The 18,280-nt window shown below is 41.3% G+C and carries 12 protein-coding genes; 6 read left to right on the top strand and 6 right to left on the bottom strand.

Annotated elements, in window-relative coordinates; all coding sequences use genetic code 11:
* Positions 1-3: 3 nt before the first annotated feature.
* From KK060_RS06315 to KK060_RS06305, 3 genes are read right to left on the bottom strand one after another with little or no spacing between them, the layout of a single operon-like run.
* Positions 4-2,259, bottom strand: coding sequence for a xanthine dehydrogenase family protein molybdopterin-binding subunit (locus KK060_RS06315; RefSeq protein ID WP_254152857.1), 2,256 nt, complete (start codon positions 2,257-2,259; stop codon positions 4-6).
* Between the two features lie 11 nt (positions 2,260-2,270).
* Entirely contained in the window at positions 2,271-3,305 is a 1,035-nt protein-coding gene (locus tag KK060_RS06310; protein ID WP_254152856.1) for an FAD binding domain-containing protein, read from the bottom strand.
* Positions 3,302-3,850 carry a (2Fe-2S)-binding protein gene (locus KK060_RS06305; protein ID WP_254152855.1) on the bottom strand — a complete coding sequence of 183 codons (549 nt, stop codon included), beginning with the start codon at positions 3,848-3,850 and terminating at the stop codon, positions 3,302-3,304. The genes KK060_RS06310 and KK060_RS06305 overlap by 4 nt, the downstream gene beginning before the upstream one ends.
* A 200-nt stretch (positions 3,851-4,050) precedes the next feature.
* On the opposite strand from KK060_RS06305, the gene fbaA reads away from it, so the two are divergent.
* The 3 genes from fbaA (at position 4,051) to KK060_RS06290 (ending at position 6,480) form a co-directional block, all read left to right on the top strand.
* Entirely contained in the window at positions 4,051-5,109 is a 1,059-nt protein-coding gene (gene fbaA, locus KK060_RS06300) for a class II fructose-bisphosphate aldolase (RefSeq protein WP_254152854.1), read from the top strand.
* An 81-nt stretch (positions 5,110-5,190) separates the two neighbouring features.
* Positions 5,191-5,559, top strand: a complete 369-nt coding sequence (locus KK060_RS06295) for a hypothetical protein (protein ID WP_254152853.1) — start codon at positions 5,191-5,193, stop codon at positions 5,557-5,559.
* 120 nt (positions 5,560-5,679) lie between these two features.
* Positions 5,680-6,480, top strand: coding sequence for an alpha/beta hydrolase (locus KK060_RS06290; RefSeq protein ID WP_254152852.1), 801 nt, complete (start codon positions 5,680-5,682; stop codon positions 6,478-6,480).
* An 80-nt stretch (positions 6,481-6,560) separates the two neighbouring features.
* On the opposite strand, the gene KK060_RS06285 is transcribed toward KK060_RS06290, so the two are convergent.
* The 3 genes from KK060_RS06285 to KK060_RS06275 form a co-directional block, all read right to left on the bottom strand.
* Entirely contained in the window at positions 6,561-7,073 is a 513-nt protein-coding gene (locus KK060_RS06285; RefSeq protein WP_254152851.1) for a DUF1003 domain-containing protein, read from the bottom strand.
* 34 nt (positions 7,074-7,107) lie between these two features.
* On the bottom strand, positions 7,108-9,162 hold the full coding sequence (locus KK060_RS06280) for a cation:proton antiporter (RefSeq protein ID WP_254152850.1): 2,055 nt from the start codon (positions 9,160-9,162) through the stop codon (positions 7,108-7,110).
* Positions 9,163-9,241: 79 nt separating this feature from the next.
* Complete coding sequence (locus KK060_RS06275) at positions 9,242-11,458, bottom strand: family 1 glycosylhydrolase (protein ID WP_254152849.1); 2,217 nt, start codon at positions 11,456-11,458, stop codon at positions 9,242-9,244.
* A gap of 268 nt (positions 11,459-11,726) precedes the next feature.
* Between KK060_RS06275 and KK060_RS06270 the strand changes: the two genes are divergently transcribed.
* The 3 genes from KK060_RS06270 (at position 11,727) to KK060_RS06260 (ending at position 18,177) form a co-directional block, all read left to right on the top strand.
* Positions 11,727-12,335, top strand: coding sequence for a hypothetical protein (locus KK060_RS06270; RefSeq protein ID WP_254152848.1), 609 nt, complete (start codon positions 11,727-11,729; stop codon positions 12,333-12,335).
* A 195-nt stretch (positions 12,336-12,530) separates the two neighbouring features.
* Positions 12,531-14,147 carry a catalase gene (locus KK060_RS06265; protein WP_254152847.1) on the top strand — a complete coding sequence of 539 codons (1,617 nt, stop codon included), beginning with the start codon at positions 12,531-12,533 and terminating at the stop codon, positions 14,145-14,147.
* Positions 14,148-14,652: 505 nt separating this feature from the next.
* Positions 14,653-18,177 carry a carbohydrate-binding protein gene (locus KK060_RS06260; protein WP_254152846.1) on the top strand — a complete coding sequence of 1,175 codons (3,525 nt, stop codon included), beginning with the start codon at positions 14,653-14,655 and terminating at the stop codon, positions 18,175-18,177.
* Positions 18,178-18,280: the final 103 nt, after the last annotated feature.

The following is an 18,280-nucleotide window of genomic DNA, read 5'->3' as shown; positions in this document are numbered from 1 at the left end:
CTGTTAAAATACTTTATCCAAAGTAATAGGAAATTCTCTGACACGTTTTCCGGTGGCATGGAAGACGGCATTGGCTACTGCGGAGGCAACCCCGATAATTCCTATTTCTCCTAAACCTTTCACCCCAAGAGGATTTATTATTTCATCTTTTTCCCTTACAAAGATTACTTCTATTTCAGGGTTATCAGCATGAACAGGAATATGATATTCGGCAAGGTCATGATTCATGAATCTGCCAAGGTTATTGTCCAGAAAGGTATCTTCATGCAATGCCATTGATATTCCCCATATTACTCCACCCAATACCTGGCTACGCGAAGTTTTGGGGTTGATGATTGTGCCAGCTGCAACCGCACTCACCACGCGGGTAACGCTGATCATTCCCAAATCTTCATCTACTTTGACTTCTACAAAGACGGCTGAATGCGTATTTCGTGAATACTTTCCCTGCTTAATTAAATTCTTAAGCTTCAGGTCTGTACTTTTTTCTTCAATAAATTTTACTCCTGACCTTTGTAATACTTCAGCAATTGCAATTGTTTGTTGAGGGTCGTCCTCGGATGTAATATATCCGTTTGCAAATACTACCTTCTCGATTGACGTATTGTGAAAAGGTGATCCGTCAATTTTCTGTGCAAGTTTGAAAACTTCTTCTTTAATGTTCTGGCACACATAGAGGACAGCAGTGCCTACAGAGGCTGCAGTAGATGAGCCACCTTCAAAAGGAGCAAAAACGAAACTACTGTCTCCCAACATAAATGTAACATCATTAAGAGGCAGACCTAACGTTTCAGCAGCTATCTGTGTCATAATGGTATATGTTCCTGTTCCTATGTCTGCCGTTGCACTGCTTACTGTCAGTTTTCCATCTGGCGTTAATCTTGCCTTTGCGCGTGCAGGCATCATCATGGCATCCCACATACCTGAAGACATGCCCCAGCCAATAAGATGTTTGCCATCCTTCATCGACCGCGGCTGATACGACCTCTTCTCCCATCCAAAATGTTCTGCTCCCTGCTTATAGCAATCCATAAGATTTTTGCTTGAGAACGCCCTCTTCATAGCAGGATCTATTTCTGTATAGTTTTTTAATCTCAGCTCCAGCGGGTCGATGTTTAGCGCATAAGCAAGTTCGTCCATGGCACATTCAAGGGCTAGTACACCGGTGGCAGCACCAGGGGCGCGCATATCAAGGGGAGAGTTGACATCCAACGGAACGAGCTGGTAATCCAGTCTAACATTCTCACACTCGTAAAGCCTGCCCGACCAGTTTACAACATTTTCAGTGTAAGTTTCAAACCGTGAGGTTTCAGAAATAGCTGTGTGACTTATTCCCATTAACCTTCCTTCTTTGTTAGCACCGAGCTCCAGCTTTTGCCAGGTGATTGGCCTGTGCCCAAACGAAAACATTTGTTGCCTGGTTAACGTAACTCTTACTGATTGCTTTAAATCCAGTGCTGCGAGCACTGACATGAATAGCTGATATTGAGGTCTGAGACCTGAACCAAATGCTCCACCTACAAAAGGTGACAATACCCTAACATTCTTACTCTTTAAACCAAAGACACGTGTAACGTAACTCTGGCTATTTAGCACACCTTGTGTTTTATCGTATATCGTCAGCTTATCATCGTTCTCATACAAAACAGTAGAAGAGAACATTTCCATTGGATTGTGATGCTCTGCGCCGTGGAAATATGCCGCCTCAACTTTTACATCTGCTTTTTTCAATGCGCGTTCTGCTTTCCCTCGTGACTTCGGTTTTTCATATCCTGTCTTTCCCCGCCGTGGTGTAAACCCTTTTTTAAGATTTCGCTCAAGACTTGTCTCAAACTCTGCCGTCTCGTACTGGATGCGCACAAGAGTTGAAGCATACCTTGCTAACTCAAGACTTTCAGCAACTACCAACGCTACAGGTTGTTGGCTGAATAAAATCTCATTACTGTAAAATGGCCTAAAAGGTGAGCCAGGTAGAAGCTCCATATCCTTGTAACTTAAATCGAACCACGGGAGGCCTTTCACGTTTTCATGAGTAAATACTTTCTTAACTCCCTTTACTTTTAGCGCATCGCTTGTACTCACCGAAGTTATCTTTCCGCGTGGTATTGGACTACATATTACAATACCATGCAGCAAGCCTGATGTATTATATTCCCCTGCATACTGTGCTTTGCCTGTAACCTTAAGTACGCCGTCAACTCTATTGACTGGTCTTCCTATATAACTGGTGTCCGTATTTGTTGTATTTGAAGCATTCATTGTCTTGCAGATTAAAGTTGATGGTGACGGTTGTAGGTGTAACAGTTAAGCGGTTCAGGTGTTTGAAGATCTCTTGCCTCTGTTAAGGCACGTACAATTGCACGTTTTGCAAGCTCTATCTTAAACATATTGTACTTATAGCCTTTTGCTTCTTTAAGAATCATTTCTGCTGCCTTTTCAAAATTTTCAGGTTCAGCAACTTTTCCCTGAAGAAAGGTTTCAGCTTCAACGTCGCGCCACGGTTTGTGCGCTACTCCCCCTAAAGCAATGCGTGCTTCAGCAATGCTATCTCCGTCCAAGTTTAATGCTGCGGCCACGGAAACCAGTGCGAAAGCATACGACCTTCGGTCTCTCACTTTTACATACTGATAATGTTTCTCAAATCCCTTCGCCGGGAGTTCAATAGAGGTTATAAGTTCGCCTTGCCTAAGGGTTGAATCAATATGCGCGGCGTCATCAGGCAGTCGATGAAAATCATTAAATGCAATGGTTCTTTCTCCTTCCCTACCTTTAACGTTTACGATTGCATCCAATGCTGCAAGTGCCACACACATATCAGAAGGATGTGTGGCGATACAATAATCGCTTGTCCCTAATATGGCATGAATACGGTTATAACCATGAATAGCAGAGCACCCTTGCCCTGGTATGCGTTTATTGCAAGGCGTTGCTGTATCATAGAAATAGTAGCATCGGGTGCGTTGTAGGAGATTTCCTCCGTTTGTTGCCATGTTCCTTAATTGCGGCGAAGCTCCGGCAAGAATTGCTTTTGCTAATAAAGGATATCGCTTTTGTACCAACTCATGATAAGCCGTATCAGAATTTTTAGCTAAAGCTCCTAATCTCAAACCTCCTTGTTCTGTCTCTTCGATCTGATGAAGATCGAGATGTGTGATGTCGATCAGATGATCAGGTCGTTCGATATTAGCACGCATCAGATCAATAAGGTTTGTGCCACCAGCGATAAACTTCGTTCCGTCATTAGGGATAACCTCATGGATTGCCTCTTCTAATGTATGTGTTTTTGTATAAGAGAACCTGTTCATTTTTTCTCGGGGTTTATGTTTTCTTCCATCACTTGTTCTATAGCATCATGGATGTTGCTGTAAGCGCCACACCGGCAAAGGTTTCCGCTCATTAATTCGTGAATATCATTGGAAGACTGTGCACGTCCTTCCTTCATCATACCTATCGCGGAACAAATTTGCCCTGGCGTACAATATCCGCATTGAAAAGCGTCGTGGTCGATAAATGCTTGTTGTAAAGGGTGAAGTGTATCTCCTTCGGCTACTCCTTCTATGGTAGTAAGCGGTATGCCATCGTACATAACTGCTAATGTTAGGCATGAATTAATACGTTTTCCATCTGCTAGTATGGTACAGGCACCACATTGTCCATGATCGCAGCCCTTCTTCGTTCCCGTTAGATCTAAATATTCTCTCAGCGCATCTAAAAGGCTTGTCCATGGCTCAAGATGAAGCAGGTAATTTTTGCCGTTTATATTCAACTGCACGGGTAAAAGCTGGCCCTCGGAAGCCGGTTGTTGCCCCTGAGCAATACCCGGCTGTTTAATTTCTGCAATATTTTCCATGGGTTGACAGAAGAAAATTAAAATGCCAGTTGATCCGCTTGTTTTTCTTAACTGCTCCTGGCATATATGGGGATAGGATGGGAGGTTATGAAGTAGGCCTGGAAGTGGCAATTAGGGGTAAATGATATAACTGAATATAAATGCGCATTGCATTTAATAGTATTTAAATTAACTTATCGTCGAAATTTTAAATTAATATCATGTCACTCGTTGCAGATTATACAACAGCCAAGCAGATATTTGCAGATGCTAAAGCAAAGCATTTCGCTTTGCCTGCTGTTAATGTCACCAATTCAAACACCATTAATGCTGTACTAGAAACAGCTAAATCAATTAATTCCCCTGTCATTATCCAATTTTCAAACGGAGGGTCGCATTTTTTTGCAGGAAAGTCTTTGCCGAATAATTCTCAACAAGCTTCTATAGCAGGTGCAGTAAGTGCGGCAAACTATGTACATACCGTGAGCGAGTTGTACGGTGTTCCTGTGATTTTAAATACAGATCACGCCGCTCATAAACTATTGCCTTGGGTTGATGGCATGATCAAAGAAGGTGAAGCTTTCTTTAAAGCCCATGGTAAACCGCTGTTTTCATCGCACATGATCGACCTTTCAGAAGAGCCAATAAAGGACAATATTGAGATCAGCAAACGTTATCTTGAAAAGTTAACAAAGCTTAACATGTTCCTCGAAATCGAGCTCGGTGTAACGGGAGGTGAGGAAGATGGTGTAGATAATTCGCACGTTGAAAACTCGAAACTGTATACACAACCTGAAGAAGTGGCTTACGCTTACGAAGAGTTAATGAAAGTGAGTGACCATTTTGTAATTGCTGCCTCTTTTGGAAATGTGCACGGTGTTTATGCCCCGGGAAATGTAAAGCTGGAGCCAACTATTTTAAAGAACTCTCAGGAATATGTACAGAAAAAGCATAATACTTCTCACAATCCAATAAATTTTGTTTTTCATGGAGGCTCAGGTAGTGAACCAGAGAAGATACGTGAGGCAATTGATTATGGCGTGGTGAAGATGAACATTGATACAGACATACAATGGGCTTTTTGGAGTGGAATACATAAATACTACAAGAAGAATCAGCCTTACCTGGAATCTCAGATCGGAAACCCAACAGGCAGTGATTCACCTAATAAAAAGTATTATGATCCTCGTGTATGGCTTCGTGAGGGTGAAGTTTCTATCAAGGAACGACTTCTTATTGCATTCCAGGAATTAAATGTATTGGAGTCAGTAGCTAAGTAGAATTGATTGCATGCGGTTGCCTGCGTAAAGGAGTTCTGGTATTGTTTTTTTCACTGAGGTGTTTCTCTTAAACTAATCAACATGGAAACAAACAGAAGCCAATCCATACGTCTTACAGATGCAAGGCGTACGGTAGAACGGACAGACGCTACGAGGATGCCGGAAGGAAATGGAGGAGCAGAGAATAGCGCTGACGAAATAGCAACAGGCAGTCCTGTAACGTCTGGTGAGATAATAAGCAGCGGACCAGATGCACCTACCGCAGGTAGCATAAACAACGAAACACCGGAAGCTTCTTCAGCTAGTCGTATTAGTGATGACGAGCGCCGGGGAATCAAGGAATCAATTAACAGGGATGTTGAGAATGACACAGGTCGTTCCACCGGAGCTATTCTTGGTAATAGTGAGGACGTAATGTCAATACCTGATAACTTTGATCGCGAAGACTGACTGTCGTATAAGCAGACAGATCAAATTAATTTATCGAAATTATATATTTAAGAGGACAGTTATGTTTTAGAGCGTAACTGTCTTCTTTGTTATAATAAAAAGAGACATCAATATATTTTGTTGCTTCTAAAAATTGTTATATCTGTTACCGCTATAACTGCTATTCTATGCGGTAAAAACAATATTGAATCTAGTTTGCCAGGAGAGGGGAAAGAAGGGAATATGGTCACGCAAAGAGAAGTTTACAGACAAGGCCGTCTAATGGCAAGGCCGAAGGAGAATCTTAAAAACAGCGATGGTACCGTAGGTTTGCAACAACTGAAGCTGGATAAAGGACGAGATGGATTGATGTACGTACCAAAAGGATACAATAAAGATAGTCCTGCTGCACTTGCTGTTATGCTTCATGGTGCAGGAGGTAATGCTGAACATGGGCTCGCACTAATTCGCGCCTATGCAGATGAGAATAACATTATTTTATTAGCGCCCTCTTCTAGAGGACAAACGTGGGATATCATTGCAAATGATGGCTTCGATCGTGATGTCATTTATATAGATCAGGCATTAGAACATGTATTTAATACATATTCAGTAGACACTTCACGAATTGCTATAGGTGGTTTTTCAGATGGCGCTTCTTATGCATTATGCCTGGGGTTAACGAATGGCGATTTATTCACGCACGTTATCGCTTTCTCGCCCGGGTTCTTTTACACGATATTAACTAAAGGGAAGCCACGTATTTTTATCTCACATGGTACAAGAGATTCTGTATTACCAATAGATCCTTGCAGCAGACGTATTGTACCTCGACTCAAACAGCAAAGCGTTTTAGTAGATTATAATGAATTTGACGGTGGACATGAAATACCAAAAGGAGTTTCACAAGCTTCAATCCGATGGTTCCTTAAAAATGAATAGAAATGGGTACTTCTGAATACGCTTATTCTTCTCTTTATAGACTAAAAGTTTTAGATAAGAAAATACATTGGTTGGAAATATTATTTTGATTTAACGTTCTTCTCCTTTTCTTCGAGGATATCAAGAACTTTTTCCGGCATCACATCCTTTTCCAGCTCCGGTAACTCCGGGTTTGCTGCTTCCTGCACATCCATTTTAGCGGCAATGTCTTTCACAAGTTTAATTAGCCGTGTAAGTTCATGCTCTGAGAGTAAGCTTATATGAAGGTCAAGATCGGCTCTTTTATCCGCGAGTACAGCCATTCTATTTTGTGAGATGAGAACAAACGTTGAGAGAAATATTGCCTCAACAGATGCGAACATTGCCAGCACGACAAAGGAAGGATCAAATTTTTTAAACGGGGTAAGACCTAGATTTATAATTATCCATGACGAAAACAAGACCAGATGAATAATAACAAAAGTAATTGATCCGGTAAAACGTGTTACAGTATCTGCAAGTTTGTCTTGCCACTTCTTGTTCTTTTCCGCATCTCTTTTCCTTTCCAGTAAGGCCTTAATATTTCTTTCAACCAGCTTTGTTTCCCGTTGCATATTATTTCCAGTTTTTACTGGTTGGACACTTTTTTCAAATACTGTACCTGCCCTTATTCTTCTGATTTTTTATGCGATTACTAGTTAAATTAACCTGTTCTGGTATTTGCTGAGGAAATAATACCATTGAGCTGATGTGTCTAAAGTTACGTGAAAGGTCCCGAGGTACCCGCTCCATATTCTTTAGATACGAAAGGGTATTCTGTCTAGCCATTACTACCATAAAAAGATCGTTCTCTTCAAGGTCGCTTAGTAGGGTGAGAAAGTTATCCCAGTTTTGAAATGGAATATAATCAGCATCGATTGCCTTCTCCTTTGTTGTATTATAGTAATTGAATTTTCGAAAAGTTTCTGGCGTGCAATATAGTCGTAAAGTTGTACCCGCATTTCTTACGAGTTGTAGAATAGTAGCTACCCATTCAGGAAAACCAGATTCTTGTTCTGCAAATTTAGGAACAACCACTACTACTCTGGCTATTGTATGTAACGGCTGAATCAACCTGCATATCAGAAGCTGCGTTGTAGTATTAGCTATAACCCGATCGCAAACGGGCCCAAAGCGTTGGCCGCTACTTATCTCACCGTTCCAGCCCATAATGATTTCCGTTATCTGTAGTTCCTTAACCGCACGTAAAACACCTTCTGCAACATTTACATCAATCCTGAACACAGGTTCTTTATCTGTTTCTAATGCACTGTTTTTTAGGGCCAGTTCCATTTTTTTCTGGTACTCCGCCATTTTCTCATCTATCGTTCCATCGTCTTTAACTACATAAAGAGGGTATATAGGCTCTGTAGACAGTTGGTCTTTTATGAGCATAGTCAGGTCAGCTATACGATCAACATTTTGAAGATTCGCTATGGGCACAAGTATTCGCTCTTTTTGTCGTGATGTAAAATTGTTTGCTTCTTCTGCGGCAATCTTTCTTCCTGCTTTTTCCGAGATGAAACTGCTACCGATGCACGAAATGAGAATCAGAAGTACAGTGGCATTTAATATGTTTTCATCCAGGATCTTAAGATTGAAGCCAATGAGCACCACAGCTATCGTTGCAGCGGCATGTGCACTACTCATACCCCAGATTAGGTTTCGCTCTGTTCTTGTAAACCTGAATACTTTTTGGGTGATAAATGCAGCGAGCCACTTCCCTATAAATGCAATAACAATAATGATTAAAGCTATAATAAGAGATTCAGGTCCTTTAAATAAAACCCCCACATCTACCAACATGCCTACGCTCACGAGGAAGAATGGAATGAAAAGTGAGTTCCCGACAAAGTCTATTCTGTTCATCAATGTTGATGTATTTGGAATTAACTGATTCAGGGCAAGGCCTGCAAGAAAAGCTCCGATGATCGGTTCTACACCGATTAAATGTGCAAGTGAACCGGAAACAAAGACAACACTAAGTACAAAGATGTAGTGTGAATAAGCCTCTGTTTCAAGATTCTTAAAGAAATACCGGGCAAGACGAGGAACTCCCCATAAAATGGCAAATACCAGAAACCCAAGTGATGCGAATAGTTTGATGAAGATGAGTGCGTTCAGTTCATATGAAACCACATTGGTGATGACAGCAAGAATAATAAGCACCAAGGCATCTGTAATAATTGTTCCTCCTATGGTTACTGTAACAGCTCGATTTTGTGTTATGCCAAGTTTGCTGATAATAGGATATGCAATCGGTGTATGTGTTGAAAACATACTGGCAAGTAGTATAGAGGCATTTATACTATAGTGAAGGAGATAATAAGAAGTAAGAAATCCGAGAGTAAAAGGAAGCAGGAAGGTCAGGATTCCAAAAGTCAGTCCTTTATTCTTGTTCTTTTTAAAATCATGCAGATCTATTTCCAACCCGGCAAGAAAAAGAATGTAGAGTAATCCTATTCTTCCGAACAAAATAATACTACTATCTCTTTCGATAATGTTTAATCCGTGAGGTCCAATTAAAACCCCTGCCAGAATCAGTCCTACAATTCCTGGAATTTTAAGTCTGGTAAATAAAAGCGGACCGAGAAGAATCACCAGCAAGACGACCGCAAATACCATTACAGGTTCGTCAAGCGGAATAGTTACTGCAAATATCATTATATATTGTTCGGCAAAATTTAAACAAAAATATATACCGAAGCTATTTGACTTCTTCGGTATATATTATCCACAACGGCTACGCAATTGCCATCTTTCTATCCGTTAGAAATCTATTAATAGCACTATCAAGCTCCGGCATTAATAAACCACGAGCGCTTTTAAGTGCGCTATATTGTGGCCTGACAGCTGTATAACCTAACTCTTTTGGATTCGCCGTTGTGATAAGTGAAGTATCAAGGTTAGCGATCTCCGCTGTCATTAGAGCGAAATCTCTCCAGCTTAAGGCAGAAGGCTGAGTAATATGCCAGATTCCATTTTCTTCATCTGTTAAAAGATCAAGGCAGGCATTTACAAGATCAGGTACATAGGTAGGCGAAACTATAAAGTCTGATAATGCCATGAAGCGCTCTCCTTTTTCGAGATTACTGATCATCATTGAAAGAAAGTTATAATTATCCCATGGGCCAAAGAAAGAGCTGGTGCGAATAATAAGAGAAGAAGGATGTGCATTAAATACTCTGGTTTCTGCTAAAAATTTTGAAACGCCATAAATATTTAATGGTTTTGCCTCATCTCGCTCAAGATACGGTCTATGTGTATTTCCGTTAAAAACAAAATCAGTTGAGAACGTTAGAAAAGAAGCTCCGTATTTCCTACTTATAGCCGCGAGTATCGCTGGCCCAAGTGTGTTTTCTCTCAGGCATACAGAAGGGTTCAACTCGGCCTCGTCAACCTTAACAAAGCCGGCGGCATTTATCACAGCCCATGGCTCATAATGTTTTATCACTTCTTCTACTGAATCCCGGTCGGCAATGTCCATATCCTTCCTGCTTAATAGTACATAGGATATATTCCGGATTTTACAAAGCCTTTCAAATGCCCGCCCCAAGGTACCTGTTGCACCAGTAATCAACACTGGCTTTGGTGTTGGAGCGGGGAGGTCAGGATTTACGTTTTCAACAGTTGTAAGTTGGCGCTCTTCCTGCTTAGTACCAAACATAATATTTACCGTACCAGGATTCATCCACCATCCATCCGCATGAAGTACCTGGTGATCAGCTTTCTCTCCATTGCAGACTTTTTTAATAAATTTAGCAAGAGCCGTTGGCCTTGGCTTTCCGGAGCTCACATCAAAAACACCTGTCTCATAAAAGTTGTTTTGTTTGGTTAGAAGCGTATTCCAATCAAAAGCACCGAACATAGACCACACTGTTAAGCCTCTGAAATCTATGCCTTCGCTTTTTAATTTGTTGGCTGCCCTTAACGCTTCTACAAACCACCTCAACTGTTCGTCTCGTGTGGCACCAATATGTACTTCCGTAAGTGCTATTGGCAGCCCGTAGCGCTCATGCGTTTCTTTTAATATTGTATAGTGGCCAGCTCGTTTACAAATATCGGCACGAACTATATCAACATCTGCATACTTGTCAATGCCATTGCCCCCGTGTGACCATTCAGGATATTTTTCGTACTCATGATCAAGGTAGCGTTCACTAGTTATATAGTAGTTAATTCCGATAATGTCCGGAGGATAGAAATTAGCTGAAAGGTATTCTATGTCAGCGGTAAGACTTGGAATGTTCTTGAAAAACCTCTTAACAAATTCATTCTCGTTTATTCTACCTGTCAACATATCCAGCGATAACCACCGCCTTTCATTTTCTAAATTCCACTGGTGTTGCAATTCAGGTGTACCATGGCATTTGCCCAGATCTTCTGTTTGTACAAGTTTGGCTGAAGGAATTCTTTTCTTTATTTCGTTCACCGCCATTACAGTAGCTTTGCATTGAATTAACAGCGCCTTACCAAAATTTTCATTATCTCTTTTGTGCGGATACCAATGCCCATACAAACAACTAAAGCGTGCAGTCGTCAGTGGTTCATTAACAGGGGTGAAGTATTCCAGCCATGGATATCTTTCAGCAACTGCAATGGCAAACTCTGAAAACTCCTTTGGTAAGTTAGAATCAATCAGACTTGTGTGAACCGGACCGCTACCATGGTGAAGAAAACTAGCAATAGGAGTAATCCCCAATTCTTTAAGCTTATGAAGTCGCTCATCAATCCATGACCAATCAGCTTTGTCTAACCCATGTGGGGCAATTGACTCCCATATCACTGGATATCGTATTGTCTTAATCCCGAGATCGGCTATCAGGTCGAGGTCAGAGAGGCGGTACTTGTGCCTATTTCTTTCCAACTGATTACCAAAACTATTTCCGATCCTATGCACCGTACATTCAATTCCTCCCCAAATGGGCACATTATATTTATTAATTTCATTCTGCTCCATATCAACGCCTTCAGGTAAATGTAATTGCTGTTCTTTCCTTCGTGAACTACGAAATATGAACAGGTACTATATACTTTCCAAATCCCATACCTTATGAGATCTTGTTGCGAATAATCCTGTTTATTCCCCATTAGATTCAATTCGTTCTACACTGATTAAAATGGAAGTAAGTTAAAGCATCTACAGTAGTACATACCCTGTAAGTGTCATTAGAAAAACTTTTGATATGAGCAGCTTTAATTTATTTTTACTGCTTATTTGAAATCTCTTGCGTAGATCAAAGGATAACGATACAATACATTATATCGCACAACTTGTGTCAATACTAGGTCACCCGTTATCCATGCTTAGTGTTTTTACATTACTTATCTCCTTTCAGCTGTATGATGCTATAAAGGCTTTCATCCTTTCATTCATCGTCATAGGTGTTGTGGTAATTCCAGTTGCCATAAGAAATTACATTAAAGTGAAAAACAAGGAGTATACAAACTTTGATGTATCAGATCAAAAGCAGCGACAATCATTCTATCCCTTTGCTATCATCTTACTTTCAATAGCCGCGATTGTTTTATATTTTATACCTGATACCACCGCGTTTTTTATCGGGACCTCCTGTGCATTGTTAATGGTGGGTTGTTCTGCTATTATAAACTTTAAAATAAAAACCTCTCTGCACACGAGCGTGTCAATATTCCTTGCCGTAACTTATCTTAATTTGAGCTTGCTTACCTTCCTGTTGCTTTTAAGCTTTTCTGTTTTAATTGCCGCCTCAAGGGTGGTATTAAGACGACATACTTTAGTAGAAATAATTACCGGGGCATGTATTGGTGTAGCCTTTGCCATCATTAATAACTACGTTCTAAGTGTTGCTATTTGACGCGAATGGTGTTAATAGAAATGTTTTATATCCAATAGAAATAATCGATTACTGCCTCTGAGCCTCGTAAGAGGTGTTTTTACGTACTTTTTCTGGTGAAGCAGCATTTAGAGGCATTAATTTTTTGCCTCTTCTCTTCTCATGGTTTCTTCATTTAAACCGGTTTAATTCTTCGTACTAAAAAACAAATAAGTCATGATTGAAGATGATAAAAACACACCGAATGGTAAAGGTGGAAATGGTAAGGGTACTTCTGGAGACAACATTCTCACTACACGCCAGGGACACCCCGTAACTGACAACCAGAATTTAAAGACAATAGGTAATCGTGGTCCGGCCACACTTGAGAATTACCACTTTATTGAGAAAATCTCCCATTTCGACCGTGAACGTATTCCTGAACGTGTTGTGCATGCCCGTGGTGCGGGTGCTCATGGTTACTTTGAAAGTTATGGAACAGTTGGCAATGACCCTGTCTCAAAATATACGAGAGCAAAGTTATTTCAGGAAAAAGGAAAGCGTACGCCAGTGTTTGTTCGTTTTTCTTCAGTAACACATGGCGGGCATTCACCCGAAACGTTGCGCGATCCAAGAGGGTTTGCCGTTAAGTTTTATACAGAAGATGGCAACTGGGACCTGGTAGGCAACAACCTTAAGATTTTCTTTATACGTGATGCCATTAAATTCCCGGATCTTATCCATGCATTTAAGCCGGATCCGGTAACTAACCGCCAGGATGGTGAAAGAATTTTTGACTTCATCAGCAACACGCCTGAAGCGATGCACATGATTACGTTTCTGTTCTCACCATGGGGTATACCTGCCAACTACAGGCAGATGCAGGGATCTGGTGTTAACACGTACAAATGGGTAAACCAGGATGGCGAAGCAGTGCTTGTTAAATACCATTGGGAGCCGCTGCAGGGAATAAAGAACCTGACACAGGCAGAAGCAGAACAAGTACAAAGCAAGAACTTTAATCATGCCACTCAGGATCTTTACGAGGCAATTGAAAGAGGTAACTTTCCATCGTGGGAGCTTTGTGTGCAGATCATGAGTGACGATGAACATCCTGAACTTGACTTCGATCCGCTTGATGATACCAAAATATGGCCGATCGACAAGTTTCCATTCTTACCTGTGGGTAAGATGACTTTGAACCGAAATCCTGAAAACTACTTTGCCGAAGTAGAGCAGGCTGCATTTGGTACTGGTGTACTTGTAGATGGACTCGCCTTCTCGGATGACAAAATGTTGCAGGGCAGAACATTCTCATACTCTGATACGCAACGCTACCGTGTAGGACCTAATTATTTACAATTACCCATCAACTCGCCAAGAAAGCATGTAGCTACAAACCAGCGCGATGGGCAAATGACTTATCACGTAGATCATGGCGCAGGACAAAATCCACATGTTAATTATGAGCCTTCGTCCTTAAATGGATTGAAGGAAGCTCCTAAGACAGGCAAAGACCATGAACCACATTACAACGCTAACCTGGTAAGACAAAAGATTGAACGCACAAACGACTTTAAGCAGGCAGGAGAGCGTTTCAGATCGTTTGAGGATTGGGAGCGTGACGATTTGATTAAAAACTTAGTAAATACATTAGCGCCTGCGCAAAAGCATATTCAGGACAAGATGGTTGAACTCTTTACCAAATGCGATCCAGAATACGGAAGACGCGTATCGGAAGGGTTACAGAAAGCTGCAAAAGAAAAAATAGACAAAGGACCTATTGGTTCAACACAAACGCATCAGGCTGTAAAACAAGCTGAAGCAACAGCGCACGAAGCTAAGCCATATTAGTACTAATACTTTAATTAAATAATGAAAGGAAGCTGCTCCAGTAAATGAGGCAGCTTCCTTTTTGTTAACAAGCATCCTACCATCCATGCGTATCTATTTCTAACCCATGTACGCTGCTTTTCTAATTTATATATTTAAAGGATAAAAAATCGGCCAATACGTCTCAAAAATATTCTTTGTTTTTTAATCCATGCGTTGCAGAACCTTTCCATTATTGGTTCCGCCTTATCCTATTTCCATGCAACGGCAGTAAAGTTCTTTTTAACGATCAATTCTGCCGCTCGTTAGGGCATCATTTGGGGTAGAAAAATTAGCCACAAAGTTTTCCTATTTGTAGGATAGACTTTCTGATGGAAATTCAAAATTCACTTATTAACAAAGGCCACCACAACACAAATAAGTGATTATGAAAGAAAGAATTTTTCCTTAAGGTTTTAGCAATGCTATCGTAAGAAAGAATTAGCAGTGTAGCATCAAACTATTTCTAAACAACTTACCACCAACTATGAAAACAATTAATACTTACTTTCTAAAAGCCTGTCATGATAAAGTATTGCGCATAGTCGCATATGTATTCATGCTGTTTCAATTATTTAACACAACACCTGTTGAAGCACAAAGCGATGGATTACCACGCGGCGCATACCAGATGCCATACAAAAGATACGAAGCTTCATCTACTTCAATAGGAGGAGGGGCAACCCTGCTAGGCCCTACTTTTGATCAGAAGAAAGTGGAATCAGAAGCCAGTGATCAGATATGCGCGAGCCTTAGTGTCCAAAATTCATTTGTGCGCTGGAATATAACGCAGGCCGCCCGCGGTCTGGTACTTCGCTTTAGTATGCCTGATGCTCCTGGTGGAGGCGGACAAACCGGAAGCCTTGCACTTTATGTAGGTAATACTTTTATTCAGAACATCAGTTTAACTTCTAAGTGGGCATGGCAATATTTTAGCCCTAACCGGGGAGATGGCACCAAAGATCCCACTAACTCACCGTCATCTGGCTGGACGCAGCGAATGCGATTTGATGAAGTGCGTGTAAAGCTTCCCACGCAGGTAGCAGTGGGAAGTGAGATCAGGTTGCAAAAAACAAACGCTGATGGCATTACTTATATCGTTGACTTTATTGAGATGGAACCTATTCCTGATCCTATTGGTCAGCCCGCAAACAGCCTTTCCGTTACCAGTTATGGTGCAAATCCTAACGACCAGGCTGATGATATGCAAGCCTTTGTAAACTGTCTTAACGATGCTCGCACACAAGGTAAGAACATTTACATTCCTGAAGGCAGATTTTTGCTGGGTTCACAAGGTGGTAAGTGGATGTTCTCTAATGTCAATAACCTTACCGTTCAAGGTGCGGGTATGTGGCATACAGAATTATACTTCAGTAATCCCGGGCCAAATAGCGGAGGTATTGAAACCAACGGTAGCAATCTTCATTTTAAAGATTTCTACATGAATACCGAAAACACAAATCGCACGGCAGGCTACAAAGGTTTTACCGGAGGATATGGAACCAACTCATCCATTGAAAGGGTATGGGTTGAACATTTTGAAGTAGGTGCATGGATAGCAAACTGGCAAAGTTCTACCATTACAGACGGATTATTGATAACCGGTTCACGCTTTAGAAACAACTATGCGGATGGTGTGAACTTCTCGAAGGGAACAAGCAATTCAATTTGCGAGCATTCAAATTTCAGAAACAATGGTGATGACGCGATGGCATCGTGGTCATCCTTTGATGGACCCGCAAGTGTCAATAACGAATTCCGTTATTGTACTGCAGAACATACGTGGCGTGCTGCGGGTATCGGTTTCTTTGGTGGTGGTGGTCATAGGGGACATCATCTTCTCATTAAAGACAATACGGAAACCGGGATTCGTGTGAATTCAGATTTTCCTGGCCCTGAGTTTAGCACTACACTTTGGATGGAGATTTATGAAACTACAGTTATCTCCTGTGGTACAAATGCAAACTTATGGTTTAACCGCTATGGAGCCGTTGATATCTTTACGCGACTCTATAATCTTCAAAACCTTCGTTTAAGAAATGTTGACATTCTCAATTCTCAGAAGGATGCGATAATGATTTACAATGTTGCATCCAGTTACCGGATCACCAACCTTGAGCTTATCAATGTTACTATCGATGGTACAGGAAGGGATAATAATGTAAACAATTACACACCGGAAACATATGACGATTATCTAGGTCATGGCTTACTTGTTCTTCCGCAGGTAAATGGTTTTATGTCCACCCAAAACCTGGTGATAAGAAATGCGGCTACGGCGCCTATTCTGAATGAGTCAAGTACAACTTTTGCAATTAATGGAATCACGGCGCAGCCTCCCGTTATTTCTAATACATCTCTTCCTTCAGGTACGATAAACACACCATACAATGCAAGTATTAGTGCAACCAACAACCCGACAACATACGGTGCAACTGGTTTGCCTGCGGGGCTTACTGTCAATGCCAGTACAGGTGTGATCAGTGGTACCCCAACTGTAGCAGGTAATTTTAATGTTACCCTTTCTGCTACTAACAGTGCCGGCGCTGCAACAAAGCAATTAAGTCTTGTTGTAAATCAGGCCACTGCTCCGGTTATATCAAATACTTCATTACCTGATGGTGTAGTAAACACAGCTTATAGCGCTGGCATTACCGCATCAAACAATCCGACATCCTTCACAGCTTCAGGCTTACCTGCCGGCTTAAGTGTAAATACGAGTACAGGTGTTATCAGTGGTACGCCTACCGCTACCGGTACATTTACAGTTACCCTCTCTGCATCCAATAGTGGTGGTACAGGCACAAAGCAACTTAAACTCGTTGTTAATTCTCCTGCATCGCAAACACCCTATGGAGGAACAGCAAGAAGCATCCCGGGGACAATTCAGGCAGAAGACTTTGATAATGGTGGTGAAGGCATTTCTTATCATGATGCAGATGCAACAAATTCAGGAGGGCAGTATCGTACCACAGGCGTTGATATTGAATCTTGTGCTGAAGGCGGCTACAACGTGGGTTGGATGCGGAGTACAGAGTGGCTTGAATATACGGTGAATGTTTCAACCGCAGGTGCTTATACTTTGCAGGCAAGAGTTGCTTCTGGTTTATCAGGAAGAACTTTTCATGTCGAACTTGATGGCACTAACATATCAGGAACTATTTCGGTACCTAACACCGGTAACTGGCAGACATGGCAAACGGTAAGTGTAACTACTCCTGCACTAACAACAGGACAAAAGGTTTTACGCATAGTGGTAGATGCTGATGATTTTAATCTTAACTATCTCACTTTCACAGCTACAAATGGAGGCGGTAATAGCGGAGTAACTTATAGAATTAAGAATCGGTGGCAAAACACATACTTATATGATGCCGGTGACAGGGTACGCTATGCTGCATCACCTTCAGGAACAACTTATGAATGGACGCTCGAAGATGTAGGTGGAGGTTTCAAAGAGTTGAAGAATGTTAGTACAGGTGAGTATATGCACATTGAAAATCTGCAAGGTTATGTTCAATGTACAGCACGTACTCTTGGGTGGAGCAGCTCTCGCTGGACAGTTGAAGACGCAGGTAGCGGATTTGTAAGGTTAAAAAATGCGTGGCAGAGCAACCAATACATTCATGTTGAAAACCTGCAGGGTCATGCGCAGTATGGCACTATTAACGCATCATGGCTTAGTGCACAATGGGTATTGGAATCAACTGCGGGACGATCTGCGAGTACAAGTACAGTTGCGTCTCAGCAAAATACTTTTTCTGAAGAAACTCCAAATGGGGGTGTTATAACCTATTGGCCCAATGAAGTAAAAGAAGAATTATTTATAAGAACAAACGGACAATTTGAACAGGCTCAAATTATCGACTTAACAGGAAGGCAGTGGTTTAGTGAATCCATCGGAGGAAAAGATGAGGTGCGGCTTGATGTAAGATCACTTACCGGAGGAATTCATATTGTAAAACTACGAGGCCGTAGCAATACTTATATGTTCAGGATTATTAAGAAGTAACACAATTAACTGTTGAAACAGAACCATTACAGTCGCTAGGATTGTAATGGTTTTTTTTATTGTGTAATGTGGTGGACTGTAGGATTCTTCCTCAACATTAAGG

The sequence above is a fragment of the Chryseosolibacter indicum genome (genome assembly GCF_018598585.1).
Classification (GTDB): Bacteria; Bacteroidota; Bacteroidia; order Cytophagales; family Cyclobacteriaceae; genus Chryseosolibacter; species Chryseosolibacter indicus.
The sequence above is the reverse complement of the archived record's forward strand: the minus strand, read 5'-3'. Positions and strand labels throughout refer to the sequence as shown.